This window comes from Sulfurimonas sp. ST-25, assembly GCF_048079205.1.
GTDB lineage: Bacteria > Campylobacterota > Campylobacteria > Campylobacterales > Sulfurimonadaceae > Thiomicrolovo > Thiomicrolovo sulfuroxydans.
Map to the genome: position 1 here is coordinate 1886503 of NZ_CP182225.1, position 25207 is coordinate 1911709.

The window sequence follows — 25207 nt, forward strand, 5'->3', positions numbered from 1 at the left end:
GCCCTCAAACGAATGAGGCCCGGTTACTCTAGAAAGGAGGTGATCCAACCGCAGGTTCTCCTACGGTTACCTTGTTACGACTTCACCCCAGTCGCTGATTCCACCGTAAGCGGTAGCCAGTTTGGCATCCCGATTTCGGGTGAAATCAACTCCCATGGTGTGACGGGCGGTGAGTACAAGACCCGGGAACGTATTCACCGTAGCTTAGCTGATCTACGATTACTAGTGATTCCAGCTTCATGCACTCGAGTTGCAGAGTACAATCCGAACTGAGAGACGCTTTATGAGATTGGCTCCACCTCGCGGTATCGCAACTCTCTGTACGTCCCATTGTAGCACGTGTGTAGCCCTGGCCGTAAGGGCCATGATGACTTGACGTCGTCCTCACCTTCCTCCTCCTTGCGAAGGCAGTCTCCTTAGAGTGCCCAGCCGAACTGCTGGCAACTAAGGACGAGGGTTGCGCTCGTTGCGGGACTTAACCCAACATCTCACGACACGAGCTGACGACAGCCGTGCAGCACCTGTTTTCAAGCTCCAGTAAACTGGCACTACCGTATCTCTACAGTATTCTATCAATGTCAAGGCCAGGTAAGGTTCTTCGTGTATCTTCGAATTAAACCACATGCTCCACCACTTGTGCGGGTCCCCGTCTATTCCTTTGAGTTTTAATCTTGCGACCGTACTCCCCAGGCGGAATGCTTAATCTGTTAAGTGCATCACCGAAACTACAAGAGCCCCGACGACTAGCATTCATCGTTTAGGGCGTGGACTACCAGGGTATCTAATCCTGTTTGCTCCCCACGCTTTCACGCCTCAGCGTCAGTTATGTCCCAGCAGATCGCCTTCGCTTTCGGTATTCCTAGTGATATCTACGGATTTTACCCCTACACCACTAATTCCATCTGCCCCTTCCATACTCTAGGTTCCCAGTTTCAAGTGCAGTTCTATGGTTGAGCCATAGGATTTCACACCTGACTTAAAAACCCGCCTACGCGTCCTTTACGCCCAGTGATTCCGAGTAACGCTTGCTCCCTCCGTATTACCGCGGCTGCTGGCACGGAGTTAGCCGGAGCTTATTCATTAGGTACCGTCATTTTCTTCCCTAATAAAAGGAGTTTACACACCGAAATGCGTCATCCTCCACGCGGCGTTGCTGCATCAGGGTTTCCCCCATTGTGCAATATTCCTCACTGCTGCCTCCCGTAGGAGTCTGGTCCGTGTCTCAGTACCAGTGTGGCGGATCATCCTCTCAAACCCGCTATGTGTCATCGCCTTGGTGAGCTCTTACCTCACCAACTAGCTGATACAATATAGGCCGATCCCTCAGCGAAAAACCTTTCCCTGCGAACAGGAGTATCCGGTATTAATCACCGTTTCCAGTGGCTATCCCAGACTGAGGGGCACGTAACCTATACATTACTCACCCGTGCGCCACTCGTCAGCAAAAGAGCAAGCTCTTCCCTGTTACCGTTCGACTTGCATGTGTTAAGCACGCCGCCAGCGTTCACTCTGAGCCAGGATCAAACTCTCCATAATTGAAAAGACGTTTCCGAAGAAACGATTACTGATCCAGCCCAAGATATAAAATCATTGGCTGTATAGTGTCTATCACTATTATATAGTAATAGACGGTTAAATTGTGTCTTATCTAAGTAAGACTTCCAGACTCGCATCTGTCCATCCCACTTGCTTAGTTTTCAATGATCTCAAACTTCCCAAATCTTCAACTCGAAGACCCGGCTGATCGGCTTCTTTCGATGCCTCTCATCGTTTGTGGACGGGAATTATAGGGGATTCCTAAAGCAATGTCAAGAGGTTTCTGCGCAAATTTTCGAATTTTGTGAAATTTCTTCGAATTTGCTAATTTATGTAAATTTGTTACTTGTTATTTGCGCTGTTTTCGCGTATGGATTTAACCTCGGCAACCGCCGTAAAGCGGCTGTCCATCAGACTGATTTCATCCCCTTCTCTTACATTATAAAGGGAAATGGGGCGCCCCTCTTTGACAACCTGGGCATATCCCTTTTTATCTTTGAGCTTCGGATCCTGGGATTCGATGTTTCGCTCCAATGCATTCAGCAGCGACTGCTTCTGATTCAGCAGGAGCACTTCGCTCTGGTCCAGGCGGGTGTACATCGGTTCCAGCATAGATGCCGCCTGCTGAAGCCGGTATGCGATGCTTTGATCAAACCGCTGTTGCAGTTGCAGCAGCAGTTCGCCCTGTTCTTTAATCTTCTGTTCGACCGAATGCTGTCGATAACGTTCGTACAGATGGGTAACCGTCTGCATGTTCACCTGCAGCTTTTCGCTAACACGGCGGTCCAGCTGTTCCTGGAGCGCATCGAGGTTCATCATTATTTCATACTGGTCCGGCAGAATCATCTGCATTGCGGCGGAAGGAGTCGGTGCCCGCAGGTCGGCGACGAAGTCCGTGATCACCCAGTCGATCTCATGCCCGACGGCGGAGACGACCGGGGTTGCTGCTGCCGCAACCCCCCTTGCCAAGGTTTCGTCGTTGAAACCCCACAGGTCTTCAAGGCTTCCCCCGCCCCGACTCAGAACAATGACGTCATATCCCGCTTCATCAGCCGCCTTCAGTGCTGCCGCCAGTGAAAAAGGCGCCTGTGCTCCCTGGACGATGCTGTCATAGACGAAAAGTTCCGTCAGGGGCCAGCGGTGCGCCGCCACCCGCTTCATATCCTGAAGCGCCGCTCCCGTCGCAGAGGTGATCAGGGCGATTTTTTTCGGGTAACGCGGCAGCGGCTTTTTCCGTTCACTTTCAAAAAGCCCCTCTTCCGAGAGCTGTTTTTTCAGCTGTTCGTAGGCCAGGGCCAATGCCCCCTGCCCCGCAGGTTCGATCATCTGGGCATTGATCTGGTACGTGCCGCGGGGTTTGTAGAGCGTGATCCCGCCGCGGACGACAACTTTGAGACCCTCTTCGAGCCGGAAACGCAGATGGGCCGCGTTTCCGCGGAACATGACGCCGCTGAGCGCCGAACCGCTGTCTTTGAGGGTGAAATAGATGTGGCCGCTGTTATGATAGGTAATTCGGGAGAGTTCGCCTTCGACGGCGACCTGGACAAAAGTCGTCTCGAGAAGGTTCTTGATCTGTTCGTTGAGGGCCGATACGGAGACCGCCTGCACGCTTTACACCTTCTTGGCGATGATCAGCGTGGAGATATCCATGGAAAAACTCTGGATGAAGAGTGGCTCGAAGCCGGCAGCTTCCAGTTCGCCGCGCATCCCTTCCACTGTCAGGAAGCCCTCGATGGAGTTGGGCAGGTATTCGTAGGCTTCTTTGTTCTTCGAGATAAAGCCGCCGATCTTCGGCAGGACCTTCGTCATGTAGAAGTCGCGGATCTTGCCCAGAAATGAGGGGTGTTCATTTTTCATGAACTCCAGGATCACAACCATTCCTCCGGGTTTGAGGGCACGGTTGAATTCCTGCAGGGCTTCTTCACGCTCGACGACGTTGCGGATGCCGTAGGAGATGCTGAGCATATCCGCCGTATTCGCTTCAACGGGAAGCTCCGTCGCCTTGGAGATGGCAAAATCAAAATCGGGGAACTTTTTCCGGCCGACACCGACCATCCCCTCGGAGGGATCGACGCCGAGGATCTTTTTGACGCTGATGTTTTTGACAGCGGCGCGCTGTCGCCAGTAATCCATCATATCTCCCGTCCCGCAGGCGACGTCAACGATGAGATCAAGTTCCGGCCGGTTATAGAAACCGAAGGCCTTATCGCACCCTTTTCGGCGCCAGCTGCGGTCGACTCCCATACTCATGACGCGGTTCGCCTTGTCATATGTCGGCGCGATCTCGTCGAACATCGATACGATTTTTTCCTGTCTATCCATTCACCATCCATTGTTTGACATCCTCCCCCGAACGGGACAGGTGCCTGATTTCAAATTGTTTTCTCTCTTGCAGAAAGCGTATTGTACCACCGCTTGAAGGCGCAACAAAACAGAGGTACATATCGCACTGCGACTGTACCGCTTCGAACATCCCCGGACCACCCTCGACAAGAACATTGTGGTACCGGTCAATTGCAGTGAGATCAGACGCGATCATCACCTTCCGGCCGGGGACGTTGAAGAGCGGGATCGTCCGATCAAAATCGTCACGCTTGGAGAGAATAAGGATATCCGGTGCCTTGCCCTCCACCATCCTCGCATCCAGTGTCGGGTGGTCGGTACGTACGGTATTGCCCCCGATAACAAGCAGGTCCGCCGCGTCACGCATCGCGTGCACAAATCGGCGCGATTCATTCCCGCTGATGGTCCCTCCGTCTATCGTTCCGTCGAGCCGCTGGGCCCACTTGAACGTGACAAAAGGCTTTTTCTGCCACTGTACGAAGGGAAAAAGCAGATCTTCCGACGCTTTGGAAGGTTGGTGCTCGACACGAATACCCGCTTCACTGAGAATGGATGCTCCGCCGGCCGCTTCCGCATTCGGATCCGCCGCCGCGTAGACGACCCGCCCCATCCGCACGCCTACCAACAGACGGGCGCAGGAGGGGGTTTTACCGTGATGGGCACAAGGCTCGAGGGTGACGTGGATCGTGCAGGAAACGAAACATCCGTTATGATGGGTCAGAAGATAGTCATGGATCGTGCCGGAATCAGTGAGTGCCAGGATCGCAGTGTCAGAAGTCAGAAGAGCAAAGGCCTGCTGAAGCGCCAGAACTTCCGCATGAGGACCGCCCGCTTTTTCATGGGCGGCGACGGAAAGGATTCGGCCGGAAGCATCGGTAACGGCAGCACCAACGGCCGGGTTCGGGAACGTACACCCCTGGAAAGCCCACGCCGCATCGACGGCCAGCGCCATCGGATCAGGCCGGGCCATCCGTGTTACCACTCGAAGTAGGTTGCGGCCTTGACGACGCTGTCAAAGGGGACCGCTTCGGTTCCCGCCTCGGTTTCGATGCTCAAAATGCCGTCTTCGCCGACACTTTTGAGTTCGCCGCGCAGTTTCGTTTTGTCCTGCAGGGTCAGCTCTACCTTTTCGCCGACGGAGAAGCGGAAGTGCTCCAGGGTTTTGAGCTTGCGCTCCACGCCCGGCGAGCTCACCTCGAGACGGTATTCGCCCTGAACCGGCGGGGTAACATCGAGCATTGGAGAGATCAGCTTCGTCGCTTCGACGCACTGATCCATCGTCGTGCCGCCTTCGCCGATAACGTTGACGCGGTAGATCGTCTCACCGTTTTCAGTAACAACAGACGTATCATAAAGGTGCAGGCCGATCGACTCGACCAGGTTCTTGATATCGGTCTCAAGACTCATCGTGTTTCTCCCCTTCGATCTGTTTGAAAAGCGCCTCGATCTGCTGTGTCTTCTGGAGCTGATCGTCAAACACGAATGCCAGTTTCGGGCAGCGGTACCACCCCTGGTCTTTCATGCAGTAATCTTCGATGACCGGGCGCGCTTTGCGCAGCTGTTTCAAAAAAGCATTGCGCTCCGCTTCGCTGTAGTCGTGGGGGTCAAGGTAGACTTTGGCGTCGCTGCGCCCCTTGGCGCAGCGGACTTCGATGACGTCGAGTTCATGCAGACGGGCATCCCCGAGTTGCGAGATCGCCTCGGGGATAAGCTCCTGCAGGATCGCGTCGGTGCGTTTAAGCTTGATCTCTGCGGGCGTCACAGCTCTACTTTCTGCTCCACACGGGTGAAGGTCTCGATGACGTCACCGACCTGGACATCGTCGTAGCCGTTAAGGACAACCCCACACTCGTAGCCGTTACCGACCTCTTTGACGTCATCTTTGAAGCGTTTGAGCGATGTCAGTTCACCTTCGTGGATAACGACACCGTCGCGGATCACGCGGACCGGGCCGCCGCGGACCAGTTTGCCGTCGACGACGAGACAGCCCGCAACCATCCCTTTGGGGATCTTGAAGACTTCGCGGACATCGGCCTGGCCGCTGTGCTCTTCGCTGAATTTCGGTGCCATCATACCCGTCAGCATGCCCGTAATGTCGTCGAGCAGTTGGTAGATGATCGTATAGGTACGGATTTCGACACCGCGCTGTTTCGCCAATGCCTTGACCGCACCCGTCGGACGAACGTTGAAACCGAGCAGGACGCTGTTTTCGGAACTGTTCGCAAGCTCCACGTCGTTTTCGGTGATCCCGCCGACGCCGGAGGAGATGATATCGACCTTGACCTCGTCGTTGCGCAGCGCAAGCAGTGAGGTGCGGATCGCTTCGAGCGAACCGTGGACGTCCGTTTTCAGGATAACTTTGAGGGATTTCAGTTTCCCTTCCGCGATCAGGGCCGTCAGTTCATCCAGAGAGGTCTTCGTGCTGGCGGAGAGTTCTTTCTGGCGCTCGTACTCGGCACGTTTCTGTGCATACTCACGCGCCTCTTTGTCGCTCTCCATCGCGATCATGATGTCACCGGCAGCCGGGACTTCGTTCAGACCAACAACCACGGCGGTTTCACTCGGTCCCAGGACCTTGATCTGCTCTCCCTGGTCGTTAATGAGGGAGCGGACCCGGCCGAACGCCTTGCCACAGACGACGTTGTCGCCGACGCTGAGTGTACCGTTTTGAACGATGACCGTTCCGACAGGGCCACGGCCCTTCTCGACGGAGCTCTCGACGACAACCGCTTTGGCCGCCGCTTCCGGGTTGGCCGTAAGCTCCATCACTTCCGCCGTCAGTAGAATGTTATCCAGAAGCTCATCGATCCCTTCGCCTGTTTTCGCGGAAACCGGTACGAATTCGACGTCCCCGCCCCAATCGATTGGAGAGACTTCATGCTCTGCCATCTGTCCTTTGACCAGATCCGGGTTCGCGCCCTCTTTGTCCATCTTATTGACCGCGACGATGATCGGTGCTTCGGACGCCTTGGCGTGCTTGATCGCCTCGATCGTCTGCGGCTTAACGCCGTCGTCCGCCGCAACGACAATGATAACGATGTCGGTTGCCTGGGCACCGCGTTCACGCATCGCGCTGAAGGCGGCGTGGCCCGGGGTGTCGATGAAAGTGATCTTTTTGTCGCGCTGCTCTACCGTATACGCACCGATATGCTGGGTGATACCGCCGGCTTCACCGTGGGCGACGCGAGCATTGCGGATCGCGTCGAGCAGAGAGGTCTTACCGTGGTCGACGTGGCCCATGATCGTAATGACCGGCGGGCGTTCTTCGAGGTGCTCCTCGGATTCCGCTTCGACGTACTCCTCTTCATAGTTGAAGGCGTTTGTCGGGTCGATCGTCGTGACTTCGACCTCGAACTCTTCTGCGAGGATCTCGATCTCGTCCTTGCCAAGGAAGTCGTTCTTCGTTACCATCATGCCGAGGTTGAAAAGGACCTTGATAACGTCGGAAATCGGGTGGTTGATCTTCTCGGCGAATTCGTAAACGCGGATATCTTCAGGGATCTCGACGTGGGTAATAACTTCCTCCGCACCCTTCTCTTTCGTGTATTTTCTGCGCTTTTTACGAGCGACCTGACGCGGACGGTTGCCGCCGGGCTTCTTCTGACCGCCGCCGCGGCCGACCGGCTTCTTCTCGCGCGGGCGCTGCGGCTCTTCGGGCAGTTTCGGTTTGTCCTGCGTCGCTTCGCTCAGGTCGAGCAGTACGACTTCGTCGTCATCGTAATCCATGGAGACGTCCGACATGGACCCACCGAAGATATCCAGGGAAGTCCCACTGGTTTTGCGCTGTGTCGGCGTCGATTTGGAAGCTTTCTTGGCTCTTTTCTTCTGGGCAAGCTCTTCAAGGACGTCCGCATTGAGTTTTCCGTAACTGGAGAGTTTCGTCGTCTCTTTGGAGACCTTGGCCGTCTCCTGGGCGGACGGGCGGTTTTTCTTTTTGATCCGCAGACCGCTGCGCTTGATCGGCGTCACCTGCTTCAGGGCCGGTTCCGTCTGCTGGACGACTGCTCCTGAAACCGGTTTCGGTTTTTTCTCCGCCGCCGCTTCTTCCGCTTTCGGTTCCGCTTCTGCCTCGGCAGCTGCCGGTGTTTCGGTTTTCGCCGCCGGAGCTTCAGCCGCCGCTTCTTTGGCTTCGGCCGGTGCAGCCGCCTCTTCTTTGGCTTCGGTCGCTTTCTTCACGACACGGACTTTCGGTGCCGGCGCCGCAGGCGTCGTACCGCTCATGATAAAGTTAGCGATCTTCTCCGCCTCTTCCATCGAAACGGAGTTTGAAGCCGTTTTTACGTGGCCAAGCCCCATTGTCTGGGCTTTTTCGACGACCTCTTTTGATGCGATACCCAATTCTTTGGCAATCTCGCTTACTCTAACTTTATCTGACATCCGTGATGATCTCCTTTAACTCGTTCAGCAGGCGCTCGATCTCCCCGCTTTTGCATTGGCGGGCGAGCGCTTTGGCAGTCTGTTTGGCAGTGAAACACTCCGGGCACAGATAAAAGCTCCGTCCCGTCCCGCTATAGGGGCGCAGGGAACGCTCGGCGCATTGCAATCTCAACAGTTGATTCTGTGCTTCCCGTTTCCGACAGCTGACGCACATACGAACGGGGCCCGAATAATTTTGGCGCATTATATCCAAAGTTTCCTTGAATGAGCGTTTCAGCGTTCGACCGTCAGGCCGTAGTTGTCCAGGTTGAGAATTTTGACCGCAAACTGGGGGAAACGCTGTTCAAGCCTCGCCGCCAGCCCTGCGGCGTCTTCGTCGTAGCACAGGGAGAAGAACGTTGACCCGCTCCCCGAGAGCGTACTCATCAGTGCACCCTGCTCATACGCCGCCTTCTGGATCGTAAAGAGCTCCGGCATCATTTTCATCCGTGTTTTCTGGTGGAAACGGTCCTGGGTCGCGATCTTGAGCATCTCCCAATCCTCGTTAAAGAACGCCGCCACCGTCAGCGCAGCATGCGAGACGTTGAAGACAGCGTTCTCCTTGCTGTAGGACTTGGGCAGTGTCGTGCGTGACTTCGCCGTCGAGATCGGCTTGTCGGGAATGACCACGACCGCCCGCAGGTAATCGGGGAGGTGCTTTTTTTGCGAAAAGACCTTGTTCTTCTCCACCGTGGCGACGTTGAAGCCGCCCATGACCGCCGGCGTAATGTTGTCCGGATGCGATTCATATACAAGGGCATGGTTCAGGATCCGGCGTTTTGAGACACGTACACCCGCTGCTTCGTGCGCCGTGGCGATGGCGCTGACGATTACGGCCGAAGAGCTTCCAAGCCCACGGGAAAGGGGGATGCTGTTGTAAAACTGGAATTTGAAATTCTGTTTTTTGTGCGTCAGGCGTTGGTAATGCTCGTTGAAGATACTGACAAACATATTATTGCCCTTCAGCCGAGGGTTACCCTCTCCTTCGCCCTTGATGGAAACGCTGAAAAAACGCGACGGTTTGAACTCGACCCTGTTGCGCAGGTCGACGGAAAGACCGAGGGTGTCGAAACCCGGTCCGAGGTTGGCGCTTGTCGCCGGAACGCTGATAATCAATCGTGCTCCTTAACCGACGGCTCCGATCCCGTAGTAGGGCAATGCATCGTCGGAAAAATCATTGAGATCCAGGTGGGACGGAAGCCGGAAATCCGCCTCAACCGGCGTTTCGAACTTTTGCGTCTTGATTGTGTCCGCCATTTTAACGAAATAGAGCTTCCCAACGGCTTTGAGCGGGCGGTTGCCATTGAAGTAAAATGCATCGGCGGCGAGCAGGCGTGTTCCCAGAACGATACTGAGGGTTTTCAGGTAGAGGTAGGCGATCTTGATGGCCATGAAACTGCCGGGGCCCTTAGCGTAAATGAGATGTGCGAGGGTGTATTTTTTCAGAATCGTCTCGAAAAGTTCCGGGAGGGAATCGGAGCTCTGTTTCGTACTCTCGAAACGCTCGACGAGTTCCCCCTCTTTGTAGATCCCGACAACGATCGGGGTGGTCAGTGCAATGACGACGGCATCATGCATATGCTTTGGCCATCGCCTTCGCTTCCGCCGTCGCGATCTCGACAACCTCGTAGTTCGCGGGGTCTTTGAGCAGCTCGAGGGTCAGCTTGTGGTTGAGGTCGTGGCTCCCGGCGAAGGCCTCGTACTCCCCAATGAAGTTGATGCCGATAAGGGACATGTCCCCAATGGCGTCCAGGATCTTGTGGCGGACGAACTCGTTACTGTAGCGCAGCCCTTCGGGGTTGAGCACCTTTTTCTCGTCCAGGACGACGGCGTTCTCCAGGCTGCCGCCCAGGGCCAACCCTTTGGAGCGGAGATACTGGACCTCGTGAAGAAAACCGAAGGTGCGGGCACGCGCGATCTCCGCTTTGTAAGTTTCACGGCTGAAGTCGAGGTCGAAGTGCTGTTCGGAAATGACGGGATGCTTGAAACGGATGGTGAAGTGGTAGCGCAGGTCGTTCGAGGGTATCAGTTTGACGTACTTGTCCCCCTCTTTGATCGTCACTTCCTTCTTGATACGCATAATACGCTTCGGCGCATCCTGTTCGACCGTTTCCGCCTCATCCAGCAGGAGGCAGAAGCTTGCGCTGGAGCCGTCCATGACGGGGACTTCGTCGGCGTCGACGATGATGCGGAGGTTGTCAATGCCGTAAGCGTACACCGCGGAGAGAAGATGCTCGATCGTCGAGATGACGAAGCCGTCTTTTCCGATCACCGTCGCCATCTGCGTGTCGACGACGTTTTCGGGCTTGAGGGGAATGGAAACACCGACATCCTTGCGGACGAAGACGATCCCGCTGTCCGCCTCAAGAGGTTCAAGCCGGAGACGTACCGGAGAACCTTTGTGTAAGCCGATTCCCACCAGTTCCACCGGTTTTGCGATCGTCGTCTGTTTCATGCATCCCCCTTACAGGCTCGTTATTGGCGCTATTATAGCCTAAAAACGTGAATAAATTGTGATAACTCCGCCTGTTAACGGCGGCGGTCGATCACCTTTTTTGCCTCTTTGATGACATCGCTGACATTGAGACGGATCCACTGCTTGTCCATCCACTCCTCCGGTCTTACTTCCACGCCCTGGACCAGAACGCCGAAGTGGAGGTGGTCTCCCATGGCGTAACCCGTCATCCCCGTATTGGCGATGTGCGTTCCCGCATCAACGTGTTCGCCCTGGGTGACGTTCAGATTCGAACAGTGCCCGTAAAGGGTATAGAGCCCCAGACCGTGGGCCAGGATCGGCATATTACCGTAGATACCGTTCTCGTCGGCAAAGACGATATCCGCGGGGTTCTGAATCTTGATCTTGCCCATTTTCACGCTGGCGAGGTCGAGCCCAAGGTGGTAGGATTCGCTGACCTTCGCGCCGTTGTAGTAGTAAAGACGATGATCACCGAAACTGGCAACCACCTGTCCGTTGCGCAGCGGATAGAACGGCTGCTGGTCGAACCGGTCGATCTGGGCATCCCCTACTTTCGACGTAATGTTGTGGATCAGCTCTTCGTTCTGCGCGCGCATGGTTTCATTCACATAGCGGAAACGCTCAATCATATCGGCGTTGGCCGGAGCACCGTACATCTGCGCGAGATCGGAAACCTTTCCGTTAAGAAAGTGGTCGCTGAGTTTGATCTTCGAAACGCGGTACTGCTTCTCCTGAAGGTGCAGCGGGATGTAGGCCTTTGCCCGATTGCCCGCGACGTCGTCGGCGATGACGTAGGCCCGGAAACGCTCGGCAGTCACCGGCCATGCGATCAGCGCGACATAGTAATTTTCCGCATAAAAGGGTACGGCCTTGAAGCGGCGCCCGAAGCTCGTCTCGATGTAGAGCTCTTCGAGGTTCTCGTCTTCGGCTTCAAACACCACGAGGGCCGAACCGCCCTTCGTGATCTTGTAGGAGTTGGCGATAATCCCCACTTTCGGTCGACGGGCGTCGATCTTCAGGGTGACGCGTTTGACCGCGCGGTTCCCGGCGAAGAAGTTCCAGCGGCTGGCGTCGCGCGCCTCGACTTCGAGGGTGACGACATCGGTCTGCTTGCCGATCGTGCGGGCAGGGACCTGCAGCTCAAACTGCTTCGACTTCTCCGGTGCAGGCGATTTCGCCTCGGAGAGGATCGTCTGGTTGCTGCCGCTCATCAGCGTGATCTTGTACTCCACGATGCCGCTCTGATCGTCGATGGAGACCTTGAGCGGGGCCTCGCCGTTCCAGTAACCGCTGTTTTCAATGCGGATATCCGGTACGTCACGCTCGAACGCATCCGAGGTGTACAGGTAGACCGCTCCTCCGATCGCCGCGAGCAGGATGCTCAAAAACATCACGCCGCCGTATCCCTTTTTTCGTCGTCTCATTCCAACTCCTTTTCAATAATGTCGATCATTTTTTCTGACAGTCGCTCCAACGCCGTCCCCGTTGCCGTGAACCCGGACGCAAAATGGTGTCCGCCGCCGCCGAAAGCCTCCGCGATCACCCCGACGTCGATCCCGTCGTCGGTACGCAGCGACACTTTGAGCACACCCGCTTCACGCTCGCAGAGCATCACGGCCACGCAGACCGTCGGCAGACCCAGTACTTCCTGCAGGACATCGTCGCAAACCGTATCGTCCGCCCCGCTCTGTTCCATCATCGCCCGGGTCACCTGCAACAAAGCGATACGTGCATCGCTGCGCAGGGCAAGGCTTGAGAGCATCAAGGCCTTAAGGCGCAGTGCCGAGAGCGGACGGCGCAGGAAAAGCGCGTGATTCACCGACACGACCTCCGCCCCGGCCCGGGCGAGCTCAGCGGCCATCTCGAAAACCGCCGCGTCCGTCCGACGGCTCATAAATCCCAGAGTATCTTCGGTAATCCCGGCGTAGAGCGCCGTCGCCATTTTGGCGTTGATTTTGATCGCTTCGGTCTTGAACCATGTCAAAAGGACGGCGGTGGTACTGACCGCTTCCTTGTCAATGAGCTTGATATGCCCGAAGCCGTCGTTACTGCCGTGGTGGTCGACATTGATCAACGTACATTTCGGAAGTACGCCCAGTCGTGCCGAATCACCGCAGTCGAACGCGATGGCCAGGTCTGCCGTTTCATCCCAACGCGATGTGATCTTATCCGCCCATGGCAAACAGAACAACCGTTCATCGATGGCTTCGCTTGCACAAAAAAGCGTCACGCGCTTTTGCAGCCGAAGCAGGTGGGCATACATGGCGCATGCGCTGCCCAGCGAATCCGCATCCGGATGCACGTGGGCAATCAGCGCAATGTGTTCCGCGGCTTCGATCGCTTCGCGCATCAGTCCATTTTCATGGAGAGATCGATCCAGTTCGCCTGATGGATCAATGAACCCGTGCTGATCGCGTCGACCCCCGTGGCCGCATACGATTCGATCGTTTCAAGGGAGATGTTCCCGCTCGCTTCAAGTTTGATGTAGGGGTAGTTCGTGTTTTTGTAGACAACCACCTCGCGCAACTGCACGGGGGTCATGTTGTCGCACATGACAATATCCGCCCGCACGTCCATCGCCTTCTTCGCCATCTCAAATGTCTCCGCCTCGATCTCGATCTTGGCGGTATAGGGAATCCTTTTGCGCGCGTCGGCCATGAAAGCGTCAAGGTCCTTGATCGTGCGCAGGTGGGTATCTTTGAGCATCAGACAGTCATCCAGCCCCATGCGGTGGTTCACGGCCCCGCCGATGCGCGTCGCATACTTTTCGAAGTTGCGGAGCATCGGGCGCGTTTTACGCGTATCGAGCAATTTGGTGCCGTAGGGTTCGATCAGGTCGACATACTGGCGGGTCAGCGTCGCGATCGAACTGGCATGCAGCATCATATTGAGGATCGTGCGTTCGCAGCGCAGCAGGGTGTGCGAATCCCCGCTGAAGTGGGCGATCACATCCCCTTTGGCAAAGCGCTCGCCCTCTTTCACGAACCACTTGACATAGATGCTCTCCATCTTCGCCAGGGTATCGACGTACAAGACGCCGGCCAGAACACCGTCGCTTTTGGCATAGATCTTGGCCGAAGCCTCAACCGCCTCCGACACCCGTGCGTAGAGGTCTCCGCGGCCGACATCCTCGGCCATCACTTCTTCGATAAAGTGTTCGATATTCACAGCGCCATCATCCGATCAAGGGCGACCTTGGCCCATTTGCGCGTCTCTTCGTCCACGTGGATCTCGTTCATCGGTTCGCCTTCGTCGATCGACTTGAGGGTGTTATAGAGGTCTTCGAGGGTCGTTTCGTTCATCGTCGGGCACTCCGGCTTCGTTGATGAAAGGACGTAGGTGTTCTTAGGGCGCAGGCGGTTGACGAGATTGAACTCGGTGCCGACGGCGACCTTCTGATCCTCCGGAAGTTCGGCGATATACTTGATCAGCTGCGAGGTCGAGCCCGTGAAATCGGCTTCGGCGACGATAGAGGGATCGCATTCGGGGTGGACGGCGATGAGTATCCCCGGGTACTTCTTGCGGTAGAAACGGATGTCGTCGACGCTGAAGAGTTGGTGGACCGAACAGAAGCCGTCGTAACAGATGATGTCGGCATCGGCAAGGTTGTCATCAATCCCGATGACGGCGGATTTGAGCCCCATCATGTTGGCGATGTTCTGCCCCAGGCAGCGGTCGGGCACGAAGAGGATCTTCTTGCCCTCTTTCAACGCCGTTTCGATGATCGTTTTCGCATTGGAGCTCGTACAGACCATCCCGCCCATCTTGCCGACCTTGGCCTTGACGTCCGCGTTGGAGTTAATATAGGTGATCGGCAGGATATTCGCTTCAGCGATGCCCGCCTCTTCCATTTTCTTGACGGATTCGTCAAAGTAGAGGCTATCGATCATCCTCGCCATGGCACAGCAGGCGATCTTCGGCATGACGACCCGTTTTTCGGGGCTGAGCACCTTGACGCTCTGTCCCATGAAACCGACACCGCAGAAGACGACAAACTCGCTGTCGTCCGCCATCGTCTTCTTGGCCAGTTCCAGCGAATCGCCGGTAATGTCGCCCATGTCAAAGACTTCGTCGCGCTGGTAGAAGTGTGCAACGACCGTTACGCTCAGCTTCTCCTTGAGCGCGCGGATCTTTGCTTTGAGTTCTTCGGTGTTATCCGTCAAATCATCTCCCCTATCTGTCTGGTATCGGGCCGCCGCCAGCGGTGCGCCGCCCGGAATATTAATGGAATTATAACCAAAGCGTCGTTACCATATCCCTTACAATTCATATCTACTCTCAAGGCCCTGTTTTTATGGACTTCCTCTTCAATCCCAATGTACAGTTCTACCTGCTGGCTTACTTTGTAGGCGGTATCCCCTTCGGACTCGTCCTGGCCAAATTGTTCGCCGGCGTCAATGTCAAAGAGGGCGGTTCGAAAAGCATCGGCGCGACGAACGTGCTGCGCGTCGTCAAAGAGACCAACCCCGCGCTCGCGAAAAAACTCGGTATCGCGACCCTCCTTCTTGACGCCCTCAAAGGGGTCGTCGTCCTGCTGATCGCGAAAGCCTTCGGGATGAGCGAAGCGGCCCAGTGGGGCGTGGCCGTCCTGGCCGTTGCCGGCCACTGCTTCAGCCCCTACCTCTGGTTTGAAGGGGGCAAAGGGATCGCGACGGGTATGGGCGTCATGCTCGTCATGCTGCCGCTTGAGACACTGATCGCGCTCGCCGTCTGGGGGATCCTGGCCAAAACGGTTCGGATCTCCTCCGTCTCGTCGCTGAGCGGCGTCCTTGCCCTGCTCGTGGCCAGCTTCATCCTCCATCCGGAGATGGCGCACGCCCCGGTCATCCTGATCGTCGTGCTCCTCTTTTACAAACATATTCCCAACATCGTCCGCCTCGTCAGGGGCGAGGAGAAACGCGTCGTCTGATGACCATCGAGATCCGCGCCCTCACCTTCGACTGCATCATCGGCATTCTTGATTTCGAGCGGGTCACCCCGCAGCGCGTCATTGTCGACGCGGTCATCGACTACGACTATGAGGCGGAGCGTTTCATCGACTACGCCGCCGTCGCCGACCATATCAGGACACAGATGCGGCAGGAAAAGTTCGCCCTCGTTGAAGAGGCTCTTGAAGCGCTTTCTATTACACTGAAAAAGGCGTTTCCGGGCATAAAAAGCCTCTCGCTCACCGTCGCCAAACCGGACATCCTCCCCGACTGCAGGGTCTCTGTCACAAAAAAATCCAATTTTTAAAGAAAATTGAAAAAAAGTTTAAAATTTTCTAAAACTGTGCTATACTTCGCGAAAATTTTCAACAATTAGAGGATTAATGCATGCGCATTTTGATCATTGAAGATGAGATCACACTCAACAAAACTCTGGCCGAAGGGCTTAAAGAGTTTGGATACCAGAGCGACGTCGTCGAAACCCTCAAAGACGGTGAATATTACCTCGATATCCGCAACTATGACCTGATTCTGATGGACTGGATGCTCCCCGACGGTAACAGCATCGACATTATTCCCGACATCAAGGCCAATACACCGAAAACGGCCGTTGTCGTTCTCTCCGCCCGCGACGACAACGAGAGCGAGATCGCCGCGCTGCGTGCCGGTGCAGACGACTTTATCCGTAAACCGTTCGACTTCGACGTCCTCGTCGCACGCCTGGAAGCCCGCCTGCGCTTCGGCGGCAGCAACATTATCGAGATCGAAGACCTGATCATCAACCCTGAAGAAGAGAAGATCATCTACAAAGAGAAAGAGATCGAACTCAAGGGCAAACCGTTCGAGGTCCTCACGCACCTGGCCCGCCACCGCGACCAGATCGTCTCCAAAGAGCAGCTGCTCGACGCCATCTGGGAAGAGCCCGAACTCGTCACGCCAAACGTTATCGAGGTCGCGATCAACCAGATCCGCCAGAAGATGGACAAACCCCTCAACATCACAACCATCGAGACCGTACGCCGCCGCGGATACCGTTTTTGTTTTCCGAAAGAAGCATAAGGAACCGTTTCCTCATTCAGCTGATCGTCGCTTCGGCGGCGCTGCTGATCATCTTCTCCTCTATTCTCTACTTCTACATCCGACAGAACATTTATGACGAGAAACAGCATGAGATGCTGCAGTTCGCCAAGAACATCACCGAGTTCCAGTCCCTCTCCGATACGATGAGCAATGACACCGACGCCCTGCTGGGCGTCAGCGTGGAGCTGATCTTCTACGATGCTTCCGGCGACGAACCGCACTTTTTTGACGACAGCAACAACGGGCGCGACTACCTGGTCCTCCTCTACCCCTTCGAGCAGGCACAAAAGACCTATCTCAAAGTCTCCAAAGACATCAGTACGATGAAGAAGCTGCTCAAAAAGATCCTGCGTTCGATCTTCATCATCAACGCCATCGGCTTTTTCATCATCGTCCTCTACGCCATCGCCCTCTCCAAGATGCTCACCATCCCCATCCGGCAGCTCAGCCACCGCCTGGCGAATATGAACGAGCACCTTGTCCGCCCGATCCGCGTCGAGCATCTGCCCGAAGAGTTCGAACCCCTCGGCGTCACGATCAACCGCCTCCTGGCGCGGATCCAGAACTTCGTCAAATACCAAAAAGAGCTCTTCATCGGTGCGGCGCATGAGCTCAAAACGCCCCTGGCCGTCATCAAACTCAAAAACCAGGTCACCCTGATCAAGCAACGGAGCCCCGAAGAGTATATCGAGGCGATCAAGAAGACCAACGAGACCGTCGACGAGATGAACAAGATCGTCGCCGATATCCTCAACATCGGCCGCCAGGAGGGGGCGCAGCTCGAAGCGCCGGTGCGCCGGGACATCATCGACATGCTCCGGCGCAAGGGGGAGGATTTTGCGCTGCTGGCCCGGGCCGAACAGAAAACCCTCGAATACGACCTCCAGCCCGAATCGTATGAAGCGACGATCCAGGAGGGACTGCTCAACCAGATCCTGCAGAACTTCCTTCAAAATGCCGTCAAATTCACCCCCGAAGGGCGCAAGGTCACCTTTACCAGCCGAGCGGAGGGGGAGGATCTTGTTATCCGGGTGATAGACGAAGGGTGCGGGATCGACGACAGCGTCGACCTCTTCGCCCCCTTCAAACGCCTCGGGACCAAGTCCGGCGTCGGCCTGGGACTCTTCCTCGCCAAAAGCGCCGCCGACGCCATGGGAGCGGAGATCACGCTGCGCAACCGAACCGACGGTGTCGACGGAACGGAAGCGAGGCTGGTGCTGCGCGCCAAACTCTGCTGTCCCCTTCCCCAGCAGAAGAAAAAATAGGGCGCCCCTTCCTCCCCCTTTTTATCACGAAATCTAATCCGAATGACACCTTTCGGGCGAATGCTTTACACTTCAAACTCGCCAAAGGTTTCTTCTGCTATAACTCGCAATTAAATTACTGACGCGAGCGCGTCACAAACGAGGTATGTATGTCCCTGCTGATCAATGATGAGTGTATCGCCTGCGATGCCTGTAGAGAAGAGTGCCCGACCGAAGCAATTGAGGAGGGGGATCCGATCTACATCATCGACCCCGACCGTTGTACCGAATGTGTCGGTACCTATGACGAACCGGCGTGCATCGCCGTCTGCCCGGTCGACTGTATCGTCCCGGACAAAGACAACGTTGAAACCGTAGCCGAACTGAAATTCAAACACGACCAGATCATGGCCGAGTACGAGGACTGATTCCGCTACTTCTTCCCGCCGTCGCCGCACATTGTATGCGACGGCACAATCTTTTTTAATCCCCCTTTCCATGCACTCCTATCTTAGGAGCCTTTTACACGACAAAGACTATAATCCCTTCATTATTCCAATGCCGACACAAGGGACTTCATGGCAAAGCGTACCGCGATCATCGATATCGGGTCCAACTCCGTTCGAATGGTGGTCTTCGAAAAAAGCAGCCGCTTTGCCTTCTCGCTGCTGCATGAGTCCAAGAGCCGCGTCCGGATCAGCGAAGGAGCCTATGCCGACGACGGCAACCTCCAGAGTGCCGCCATCGACCGCGCCCTGGAGGCCCTCGGCGAGTTTCTCAGCATCGCCCGCGCCTACGGGAGCCGCAAACTCCTCTGTGTCGCCACCTCCGCCGTACGCGACGCCCCCAACCGAGCCCTCTTCCTCTCACGCGCCCGTAACGAGCTCGGCCTGCAGATCAAAGTGATCGACGGGGAGAAGGAGGCGTATCTCGGCGGGGTCGCCGCGGCCAACCTTCTTCCGGCCATGAGCGCCCGCACCATCGATATCGGCGGCGGTTCGACGGAATACGCCTGTATCGCCTCCGGGAACGTCATGCAGAGCGCTTCGCTCAACCTTGGCACCGTCCGGCTCAAAGAGCTCTTCTGCGACCGGGGCGACCTCGACGGCGCCCGCGCCTATATCGATGCACAGTTTGCCGCCATGCCGCCGGTTACGAGCCCCATTGTCATCGGTATCGGCGGCACCTTCCGTGCCCTGGCCCAGATCATCCAGAAAAACCAGGCCCACCCCATCAAGAAGCTGCACGCTTTTACCTTCGGCGCGGATGCGCTGATGGCGCTGGGGAAAAAGATCCTCGCCGCCCCCGACGACGAGGCGCTCAAACAGCTCGGCGTCAAAAAAGAGCGCTATGACGTCATCCGGCCCGGAACCCTGATCCTGATGCGCTTTTTGCAGCATGTCGGCTGCGAAACCCTTGTCACAAGCGGCGCCGGGGTACGCGAGGGGCTCTACCTCACCGACCTGCTGCGCCACAACCGCCACCGTTTCCCGGCGGGCTACAACCCCTCATTGCGCTACCTCCTCGATTGCCACACGATCGAAACAAGCTTTTCCAACCAGCTCCCGACCGTCGCCATGCGCCTGTTTGACCTGCTGCAAGCCCCCATGCACCTTCCCGAGGAGACCCGACGTCTCCTCAAGATTGCGGCCCAGCTCGCCAAGGTCGGCGCGTCGGTCCATTTTTACTCCTACCACAAGAACAGCCAGTACCTGGTAGAAAGCGCCCTGGAGTACGGCTACAGCCACGAAGAGATCATGACGGTGGCGGCACTGGTGCGCTATCACAAAACGCGAAAAATCGCCAAACCTTTTTACAGCGACTATCAGCGTCTGCTCCCGAAGGCGAAAACCCTCAACCGTCTCAACCTGCTGCTCGCGCTCTCGGATGCCCTGCTGACCCACCGGCCGCGCAATATCGATTTCGACCTCTCTCTCGATGAAACAGGTGTCCTGCATGTCCGGGCCAAAGAGGGCAGCTCCCTCTATCTTGCCAAAGAGCAGATCGCACGGCTGGGTATCGAGAAAGAGCTGACGGTTCAGATTGCGTAGCTGCGGCAGCAATGCCGCATGAAATTTGATCGCAGGATGGAAGGGGCGGCTTAGAAGCGCTGCCCGATGGTAAATTCGAAGTGGGAGATCCGGTCGTCCGTTTCCGGGTTGATCGGGTTGGCGAAGACCAGCTGCAGCGGTCCCATCGGTGAGAACCACTCCAGAGAGACACCGTATCCGCCGCGGGAGAACTCCGACAGCGACGTGGTACCGATCCAGCCCCAGTCCAGGAAGGTCGTCAGGCGCATCTTCGCCTTCGGGGCCAGCGGGAAGCTCAGCTCGGCATTGTGCGAGAAGGTCTGTTTCCCCCCGATGCGGACGTTGTCGCCGGAGACGGTATTGCGGTAGTACGGCATGGAGTAGGACTCGTAGCCGCGGACCGACCCGAGCCCGCCCATGTAGAAGCGCTCCGCCAGCGGCAGGTAACCCGTATCGCGTGCGAGGTAGTAACGCGCTTTGTAGCGGAAAATCAGGTCAAAGCCGAGCCACTCGTCCAGCCCGTTGTATTTGCTTAGTTCCGTCCGGCTCTTGACATAGTTCGCCTGGGCCCCGAGCCCGGCCCGCTCGATACTCTCCGAGATCGCCCACCCGCTCCGCGCGACATAGTAGTCATCCGTATTGTCGAAGCTCATCGCGACCGAGACGGCGCTCTTGTCATAGCTCTCGAAAAAGCGCTGCTGATCCTGCGAATAGAGCGACAGGTTCACGTCCCGGTAGTTGACGTTGGAGTAGGTATAGTTGAGGAATCCGGAGATGTAACGGCTGAAACGGTGTCCCGTCCCAAGCGTCACCCCATCGGAGTGGGTCGTATAGTCGTTGTACTGGAAATCGCTATAGAAAATCGAGAAGTTTCCGCTGAAATCGCTGTCGTTGAGGCGCGGGTTGGAGATGTTGAACGAATAGTTATTTGAACGCTGGGAGCGCTCCAGACGCAGCCCGACATTGATGCCCGAACCGAAAATATTACGGTCATTGACCCCGACGCTGAGCATGAACCCGCCGTAGCTGCCGTAACCGCCGCCAAGCTGGATGTTGCCCGTCGGCGCCTCTTTGACCTTTACGACCAGGTCCATGGAGTGGTCGTCGACCCGTTTTTCCTCGATGGTGTTGGCGTCAAAATAACCGGTACGCCCCAGGGCGTTGCGCGAATCTTTCAGGTCCGTCAGCGAATAGAGGTCACCCGGCCCCAGGTAGAGTTCGCGGCGGACGATGCGGTCGAGGGTGCGGTTGTTCCCCGAGATCACGACGTTGCGGATCCACACCTTTTCGCCCGGAATAATGCGGTAGACGACCTCGAGCGTGCCGTGTTCTTTGTCCTTGCGCAGGTCCGGAAGCACCCGGACGTAGGCGTAGCCCAGGTCGGCAATCTTCGTCTTGATCCGCTCCGCGTCCTCCCGGAAGGTTTTGATATTGAACGGCTGCTCCGTCTCGAGGGTGATAACGTCACGCAGGACGGCATCGTCAATGACGTGGGTCTGCTGATGCAGCTCGATCGCCTTGGTGATGTAGACCTGCCCCTCCGAGACCTGGTAACTCATCTCGGCCGTATAATCGTCGAAGTCGATCCGGGTAAAGGGGGCATCGACCTTCGCATCCATATAGCCGTGCTGCATATAGGTGTCGCGGATGCGCATCGGGTCGTACTGCAGCTGGTCGAGCATCATCTTCCCGTCGTTGCGGCCCCAGAACCACCCCATGAACTGATGCTCTTTGTTGGCGATGTTTTCATCGAAAACGTCGGGATCGAGCCCTTCCACGCCGCTGAAATTCAGCTTTTTGATCAGAATCGTCTCGCCCTCGTTGACGACGAAGGTGACGGCGACGGATCCGTTATCAAGATGCTCCGTTTCGATCTCGACGACGGAGTCGATCTTCCCCTCCTGCGAAAGGTTGTCGACGATGCGCTTCTTCGCCGCCTCGAGCTTTTTCGGATCGTAGAGGGTGCCCTTTTTCAGCTGGACGACATCTTTCAGCGTATCCTCGTCCTTCTCTTTCCACCCCTTGAGCTCGATGCGCGAGATGACCGGCTTCTCAGTGAAATGAAGGGTCAGTACACCCGCGTCGTACGTCGCGTAGATGTCCGTGAAATATCCCTGCCCGAAAAAGCGCTCGATCGTCTTGTCGACCTTCTCCGTCTCCAGCGGCGTCCCCGCCTTCTGCACCAACAGCTGTTCGGCCACCCCCTCGGAGATATGGACCAGCCCTTCGAATTGTACTTTTTCAACGGTTTCGGCGGCGAACGCGAGCGTCGAAGCCGTCAAAAACACCGCTATCAGTGCCGACCACTGTTTCATCAGAACCCTATATGCATATTTTCTTGTTTTTTGGAAACAAGGATTCTACCAGCCCGCAGGTTAATAGGACGTAAAAAGCCCCCTCTAATCCTGCGGGCGCTACAATAAGCGCGACATTAAGGAGGTGTGATGACACTGGGAATTATCGGACTGGGACTGATGGGCGGCTCGCTGGGAATGGACCTGCGGCAGCTTCCCTTCGTCAATGAGGTGATCGGACACGACCACAACGCCTCCCACTGCGCCACGGCGCTGGAACTGGGACTCGTTGACAGGGTCGTTGATTTCGACACCGTCCTTCAGTGCGATACGATCTTCCTTTCCGTCCCCGTCGACGGCATCATGAGCATCCTGCAGCAGATGCCCGGCCGCATCAACGCGGACGCGACCGTGATCGACCTGGGAAGTACCAAGGCCCGGATCGTCGAAAGCATCCCGGAGAGCATCCGCCGCAACGTCATCGCCGCCCACCCTATGACCGGTACCGAGAACTTCGGCCCCCAGGCCGCGGTCTCTGGTCTCTACAGAGACAAGGTCGTCGTCCTGTGCGACATGGCCGATTCGGGCAAGCAGCAGCAGGAGACGGCCGTCCGGCTCTTCTCGGGCCTACACATGCGGCTGCACTACATGCGCGCCCACGACCACGACCGCCACGCCGCGTTTATCAGCCACATGCCCCACGCCATCTCCTACTCCCTGGCCAATACGGTACTGAACCAGGAGGACAAATACAACATCCTCGCCCTGGCCGCGGGGGGCTTCCGCTCCATGAGCCGCCTGGCGAAGAGTTCGCCAAATATGTGGGAAGATATCTTCCGCCAGAACAAGGAGCATCTCCTCGAAGCGATCACCCTCTTCGAAAACGAACTAGACGCTATGAAAAAGGCGATCAAGGATGAAGCGTGGGAGGAGGTGCACAATCGCCTCGAGACCGGTAAAAAGCTGCACGAGATCCTCCTGTGACCGAAGCCAATACGATTCTCCCGCAGAATCTCCAGGACCTCATTGCCAACCTCTCCTTCGTGCAGGCCGTGCCGCTCGGGACCCAGCAGGGGATCCCCTTCGTCGCCGTCAAGGTCGCGGACAATAACAGTAAGCTCCTCGAAGACAACGCCGTCACCTGCGAGTTCAAACCCTCCATCTTCAACGTCGACTACAAAGGGCAGACCATCGCCCTCTGTATCGTCCAGTTCCGCCTCAACGGCTCCGACCGCCACATCTACACCGCCAGCTACGACCTGCACAACGACAAGCAGTACAGCGACTGCCACGACCTGCTCGCCATGACCCAGTACGGCCTGCTCGTCGCGACGAACGACGTCCACACCTTCTTGCAGTTCGACACGAACTTCGCCGGTACCTTCAACCCGCAGCAGATGATCAAAGAGGCCCGCGCAAACGCGACCGATTACGACCCCCTGCTCTTCGGCGAGGTCTCCTACGGTCTGACGATGCAGGCCGATACGCCTGCAAACCTCTGGGAGTACCTGGAGCAGATCGCCCCTGCCCTGCACCGCTGGTATGCCCGGATGCAGCTGGAATCCGAAAAGGTCGAATGAACGCCTTCGACGTCATCGTCGCCGGCAGCGGCGCCGCAGGCATGATGGCCGCCATCGTCGCGGCCCGGCAGGGCAATCAGGTGCTGCTGCTTGAAAAGCTCTCCAAACCCGGCGCCAAGCTCAAAGCCACCGGCGGCGGCCGCTGCAACCTCACCAATACCCTCGACAACACCGCCTTTATGGCCCGCTTCGGCCGCGACGGCCGCTTCATGACCCCGGCGCTGGAGGCCTTCGACCACAAAGCCCTGATCGCTTTTTTCGGTGAGATCGGCGTCAAAACCCACGCCCCCGACGGCTACCGGGTCTTTCCCGTTACCCATAGCGCGGAGACGATCCTCTCGGCATTGGAGAAGGAGCTTGAGCGCCTCGGGGTCGAGGTACGCTGCAATCAGAAAGTCATCTCCGTCGAGCATAACGGCGATCATGTCACCGGGGTGACGACGGAAACGGACGTCTTTGCCACCCCAAATGTCGTACTCGCCACCGGGGGGCTCGGCTACCCCCAGCTCGGCGCCGAAGGGGACGGCTACGCCCTCTCGCAGCAGGCGGGACACACCGTTACCGAGCTCTACCCCGCCATGATGCCGCTGAAAACCAAAGAGACCTGGGTAGAGCACTGCCGCGCCGATACGATCCCCAAGGTCACCATCAGAGTCGACCTGAAAAAGGCGAAAAAACTGCGCGCGACCGGGGACCTCATCTTCACCAAGACTGGCATCAGGGGGCCCGCCGTGCTGGACTTCGCCCGCGACGTCACCCCGCTGCTGGAGACCTATGGCGAAGTACCGCTGCTGATCAATATGACGAAGGGGATGAGCGAGGACGACCTGCTCAAGCATTTCAGAGCATACCAAAACGACCATCCCGACGCCGTCACGATCGACCTTGTCATGACCCTGCTGCCCGAGGCCCTAAGTTTGCAACTCTGCGCCCTCGCCCACGCCGACCCGCAGACGATGTTCAATAAACTGGGCGGAAAGGTGCGCGATGCCCTGCTCAGGCTCCTCGCCTGGACCCCCCTGACCGTCACCGGCCACGACGGCTTCAAGATGGCGATGATCACCCGCGGCGGGGTCTCCCTCAAGGAGATCCGGCCCGAAACGATGGAGAGCAAACTCATCAAAGGGCTCTACTTCTGCGGCGAACTGATGAACCTCGACGGTCCCTGCGGCGGCTACAACCTGCAGTGGTCCTTCGCCAGCGGCTACCTCGCCGGGCACTTGGGCGCCCTCCCCACCCCGCAGTAATCTTCAAGCGCGCCGGCGGTAATAAGACGGAAA

24 protein-coding genes and 1 rRNA gene are annotated in these 25207 nt (G+C 56.9%); 9 read left to right on the top strand and 16 right to left on the bottom strand.

Annotated features, from left to right (window positions below; translation table 11 throughout):
- Nucleotides 1-32: 32 nt before the first annotated feature.
- The 15 genes from ACM66T_RS09710 to nadA all read right to left on the bottom strand — a co-directional run bounded on the left by ACM66T_RS09710 (nt 33) and on the right by nadA (nt 14934).
- Nucleotides 33-1536 (bottom strand): 16S ribosomal RNA (locus tag ACM66T_RS09710).
- Nucleotides 1537-1878: 342 nt separating this feature from the next.
- Nucleotides 1879-3144 carry an exodeoxyribonuclease VII large subunit gene (gene xseA / locus ACM66T_RS09715; protein ID WP_231018830.1) on the bottom strand — a complete coding sequence of 422 codons (1266 nt, stop codon included), beginning with the start codon at nt 3142-3144 and terminating at the stop codon, nt 1879-1881.
- A gap of 3 nt (nt 3145-3147) precedes the next feature.
- Complete coding sequence (ubiE, locus tag ACM66T_RS09720; RefSeq protein WP_231018831.1) at nt 3148-3858, bottom strand: bifunctional demethylmenaquinone methyltransferase/2-methoxy-6-polyprenyl-1,4-benzoquinol methylase UbiE; 711 nt, start codon at nt 3856-3858, stop codon at nt 3148-3150.
- Nucleotides 3851-4861 (bottom strand): bifunctional diaminohydroxyphosphoribosylaminopyrimidine deaminase/5-amino-6-(5-phosphoribosylamino)uracil reductase RibD, encoded by a 1011-nt coding sequence (ribD, locus tag ACM66T_RS09725; protein ID WP_231018833.1) that lies wholly within the window; start codon nt 4859-4861, stop codon nt 3851-3853. The genes ubiE and ribD overlap by 8 nt, the downstream gene beginning before the upstream one ends.
- The gene (locus tag ACM66T_RS09730; protein WP_231018834.1) at nt 4855-5286 is read right to left on the bottom strand and encodes a ribosome maturation factor RimP; all 432 of its coding nucleotides are present in this window, start codon (nt 5284-5286) and stop codon (nt 4855-4857) included. The genes ribD and ACM66T_RS09730 overlap by 7 nt, the downstream gene beginning before the upstream one ends.
- On the bottom strand, nt 5276-5641 hold the full coding sequence (rbfA, locus tag ACM66T_RS09735; protein WP_231018836.1) for a 30S ribosome-binding factor RbfA: 366 nt from the start codon (nt 5639-5641) through the stop codon (nt 5276-5278). The genes ACM66T_RS09730 and rbfA overlap by 11 nt, the downstream gene beginning before the upstream one ends.
- Nucleotides 5638-8256, bottom strand: coding sequence for a translation initiation factor IF-2 (infB, locus tag ACM66T_RS09740; RefSeq protein WP_416768478.1), 2619 nt, complete (start codon nt 8254-8256; stop codon nt 5638-5640). The genes rbfA and infB overlap by 4 nt, the downstream gene beginning before the upstream one ends.
- Entirely contained in the window at nt 8246-8500 is a 255-nt protein-coding gene (locus ACM66T_RS09745) for a DUF448 domain-containing protein (RefSeq protein ID WP_349636714.1), read from the bottom strand. Before ACM66T_RS09745 ends, infB begins: the two co-directional genes overlap by 11 nt.
- Nucleotides 8501-8529: 29 nt before the next feature.
- Entirely contained in the window at nt 8530-9411 is an 882-nt protein-coding gene (gene thrB / locus ACM66T_RS09750) for a homoserine kinase (protein ID WP_231018842.1), read from the bottom strand.
- Nucleotides 9412-9420: 9 nt separating this feature from the next.
- Nucleotides 9421-9873 carry a hypothetical protein gene (locus ACM66T_RS09755; protein WP_231018843.1) on the bottom strand — a complete coding sequence of 151 codons (453 nt, stop codon included), beginning with the start codon at nt 9871-9873 and terminating at the stop codon, nt 9421-9423.
- Nucleotides 9866-10750, bottom strand: coding sequence for a UDP-3-O-acyl-N-acetylglucosamine deacetylase (gene lpxC / locus ACM66T_RS09760; RefSeq protein ID WP_231018844.1), 885 nt, complete (start codon nt 10748-10750; stop codon nt 9866-9868). The genes ACM66T_RS09755 and lpxC overlap by 8 nt, the downstream gene beginning before the upstream one ends.
- Nucleotides 10751-10824: 74 nt before the next feature.
- A complete protein-coding gene (locus ACM66T_RS09765) occupies nt 10825-12195 on the bottom strand; it encodes a M23 family metallopeptidase (RefSeq protein ID WP_231018845.1) in 1371 nt (456 codons plus the stop codon).
- Nucleotides 12192-13121 (bottom strand): DHH family phosphoesterase, encoded by a 930-nt coding sequence (locus ACM66T_RS09770; RefSeq protein ID WP_231018847.1) that lies wholly within the window; start codon nt 13119-13121, stop codon nt 12192-12194. The genes ACM66T_RS09765 and ACM66T_RS09770 overlap by 4 nt, the downstream gene beginning before the upstream one ends.
- Nucleotides 13121-13909, bottom strand: coding sequence for a carboxylating nicotinate-nucleotide diphosphorylase (nadC, locus tag ACM66T_RS09775; RefSeq protein WP_231021235.1), 789 nt, complete (start codon nt 13907-13909; stop codon nt 13121-13123). The genes ACM66T_RS09770 and nadC overlap by 1 nt, the downstream gene beginning before the upstream one ends.
- Nucleotides 13910-13935: 26 nt before the next feature.
- A complete protein-coding gene (gene nadA, locus ACM66T_RS09780; RefSeq protein WP_231018848.1) occupies nt 13936-14934 on the bottom strand; it encodes a quinolinate synthase NadA in 999 nt (332 codons plus the stop codon).
- Nucleotides 14935-15065: 131 nt separating this feature from the next.
- Here nadA and plsY point away from each other — a divergent pair, with 131 nt between their 5' ends.
- From plsY to ACM66T_RS09810, 6 genes are all read left to right on the top strand, one after another.
- Nucleotides 15066-15680: a glycerol-3-phosphate 1-O-acyltransferase PlsY gene (plsY, locus tag ACM66T_RS09785; protein WP_231018850.1), complete on the top strand. Its 615-nt coding sequence runs from the start codon at nt 15066-15068 to the stop codon at nt 15678-15680.
- Nucleotides 15680-16006, top strand: coding sequence for a dihydroneopterin aldolase (locus ACM66T_RS09790; protein WP_231018852.1), 327 nt, complete (start codon nt 15680-15682; stop codon nt 16004-16006). Before plsY ends, ACM66T_RS09790 begins: the two co-directional genes overlap by 1 nt.
- Before the next feature lie 80 nt (nt 16007-16086).
- Nucleotides 16087-16758 carry a homeostatic response regulator transcription factor HsrA gene (gene hsrA, locus ACM66T_RS09795; RefSeq protein ID WP_231018853.1) on the top strand — a complete coding sequence of 224 codons (672 nt, stop codon included), beginning with the start codon at nt 16087-16089 and terminating at the stop codon, nt 16756-16758.
- Nucleotides 16737-18044 (top strand): sensor histidine kinase, encoded by a 1308-nt coding sequence (locus tag ACM66T_RS09800; protein ID WP_231018854.1) that lies wholly within the window; start codon nt 16737-16739, stop codon nt 18042-18044. Before hsrA ends, ACM66T_RS09800 begins: the two co-directional genes overlap by 22 nt.
- A gap of 149 nt (nt 18045-18193) precedes the next feature.
- Entirely contained in the window at nt 18194-18451 is a 258-nt protein-coding gene (locus ACM66T_RS09805) for a YfhL family 4Fe-4S dicluster ferredoxin (RefSeq protein WP_231018856.1), read from the top strand.
- Between the two features lie 150 nt (nt 18452-18601).
- Nucleotides 18602-20074 (top strand): Ppx/GppA phosphatase family protein, encoded by a 1473-nt coding sequence (locus tag ACM66T_RS09810; RefSeq protein WP_231018858.1) that lies wholly within the window; start codon nt 18602-18604, stop codon nt 20072-20074.
- Between the two features lie 50 nt (nt 20075-20124).
- On the opposite strand, the gene bamA is transcribed toward ACM66T_RS09810, so the two are convergent.
- Entirely contained in the window at nt 20125-22368 is a 2244-nt protein-coding gene (gene bamA, locus ACM66T_RS09815) for an outer membrane protein assembly factor BamA (RefSeq protein WP_231018860.1), read from the bottom strand.
- A gap of 129 nt (nt 22369-22497) precedes the next feature.
- Here bamA and ACM66T_RS09820 point away from each other — a divergent pair, with 129 nt between their 5' ends.
- The 3 genes from ACM66T_RS09820 to ACM66T_RS09830 are packed head-to-tail and all read left to right on the top strand — an operon-like array spanning nt 22498 to nt 25174.
- The gene (locus ACM66T_RS09820; RefSeq protein WP_231018861.1) at nt 22498-23331 is read left to right on the top strand and encodes a prephenate dehydrogenase; all 834 of its coding nucleotides are present in this window, start codon (nt 22498-22500) and stop codon (nt 23329-23331) included.
- On the top strand, nt 23328-23927 hold the full coding sequence (locus tag ACM66T_RS09825; protein WP_231018862.1) for a hypothetical protein: 600 nt from the start codon (nt 23328-23330) through the stop codon (nt 23925-23927). Before ACM66T_RS09820 ends, ACM66T_RS09825 begins: the two co-directional genes overlap by 4 nt.
- The gene (locus tag ACM66T_RS09830) at nt 23924-25174 is read left to right on the top strand and encodes an NAD(P)/FAD-dependent oxidoreductase (RefSeq protein WP_231018864.1); all 1251 of its coding nucleotides are present in this window, start codon (nt 23924-23926) and stop codon (nt 25172-25174) included. The genes ACM66T_RS09825 and ACM66T_RS09830 overlap by 4 nt, the downstream gene beginning before the upstream one ends.
- Nucleotides 25175-25207: the final 33 nt, after the last annotated feature.

What these genes read in the sequence shown, in the direction of transcription:
- ubiE (WP_231018831.1), bottom strand. Translation starts at nt 3,858, where the DNA reads ATGGATAGACAGGAAAAAATCGTATCGATGTTCGACGAGATCGCGCCG.
- ACM66T_RS09730 (WP_231018834.1), bottom strand. Translation starts at nt 5,286, where the DNA reads ATGAGTCTTGAGACCGATATCAAGAACCTGGTCGAGTCGATCGGCCTG.
- infB (WP_416768478.1), bottom strand. Translation starts at nt 8,256, where the DNA reads ATGTCAGATAAAGTTAGAGTAAGCGAGATTGCCAAAGAATTGGGTATC.
- ACM66T_RS09745 (WP_349636714.1), bottom strand. Translation starts at nt 8,500, where the DNA reads ATGCGCCAAAATTATTCGGGCCCCGTTCGTATGTGCGTCAGCTGTCGG.
- ACM66T_RS09755 (WP_231018843.1), bottom strand. Translation starts at nt 9,873, where the DNA reads ATGCATGATGCCGTCGTCATTGCACTGACCACCCCGATCGTTGTCGGG.
- lpxC (WP_231018844.1), bottom strand. Translation starts at nt 10,750, where the DNA reads ATGAAACAGACGACGATCGCAAAACCGGTGGAACTGGTGGGAATCGGC.
- ACM66T_RS09765 (WP_231018845.1), bottom strand. Translation starts at nt 12,195, where the DNA reads ATGAGACGACGAAAAAAGGGATACGGCGGCGTGATGTTTTTGAGCATC.
- ACM66T_RS09770 (WP_231018847.1), bottom strand. Translation starts at nt 13,121, where the DNA reads ATGCGCGAAGCGATCGAAGCCGCGGAACACATTGCGCTGATTGCCCAC.
- nadC (WP_231021235.1), bottom strand. Translation starts at nt 13,909, where the DNA reads ATGGCCGAGGATGTCGGCCGCGGAGACCTCTACGCACGGGTGTCGGAG.
- plsY (WP_231018850.1), top strand. Translation starts at nt 15,066, where the DNA reads ATGGACTTCCTCTTCAATCCCAATGTACAGTTCTACCTGCTGGCTTAC.
- ACM66T_RS09790 (WP_231018852.1), top strand. Translation starts at nt 15,680, where the DNA reads ATGACCATCGAGATCCGCGCCCTCACCTTCGACTGCATCATCGGCATT.
- hsrA (WP_231018853.1), top strand. Translation starts at nt 16,087, where the DNA reads ATGCGCATTTTGATCATTGAAGATGAGATCACACTCAACAAAACTCTG.
- ACM66T_RS09805 (WP_231018856.1), top strand. Translation starts at nt 18,194, where the DNA reads ATGTCCCTGCTGATCAATGATGAGTGTATCGCCTGCGATGCCTGTAGA.
- ACM66T_RS09810 (WP_231018858.1), top strand. Translation starts at nt 18,602, where the DNA reads ATGGCAAAGCGTACCGCGATCATCGATATCGGGTCCAACTCCGTTCGA.
- bamA (WP_231018860.1), bottom strand. Translation starts at nt 22,368, where the DNA reads ATGAAACAGTGGTCGGCACTGATAGCGGTGTTTTTGACGGCTTCGACG.
- ACM66T_RS09820 (WP_231018861.1), top strand. Translation starts at nt 22,498, where the DNA reads ATGACACTGGGAATTATCGGACTGGGACTGATGGGCGGCTCGCTGGGA.
- ACM66T_RS09830 (WP_231018864.1), top strand. Translation starts at nt 23,924, where the DNA reads ATGAACGCCTTCGACGTCATCGTCGCCGGCAGCGGCGCCGCAGGCATG.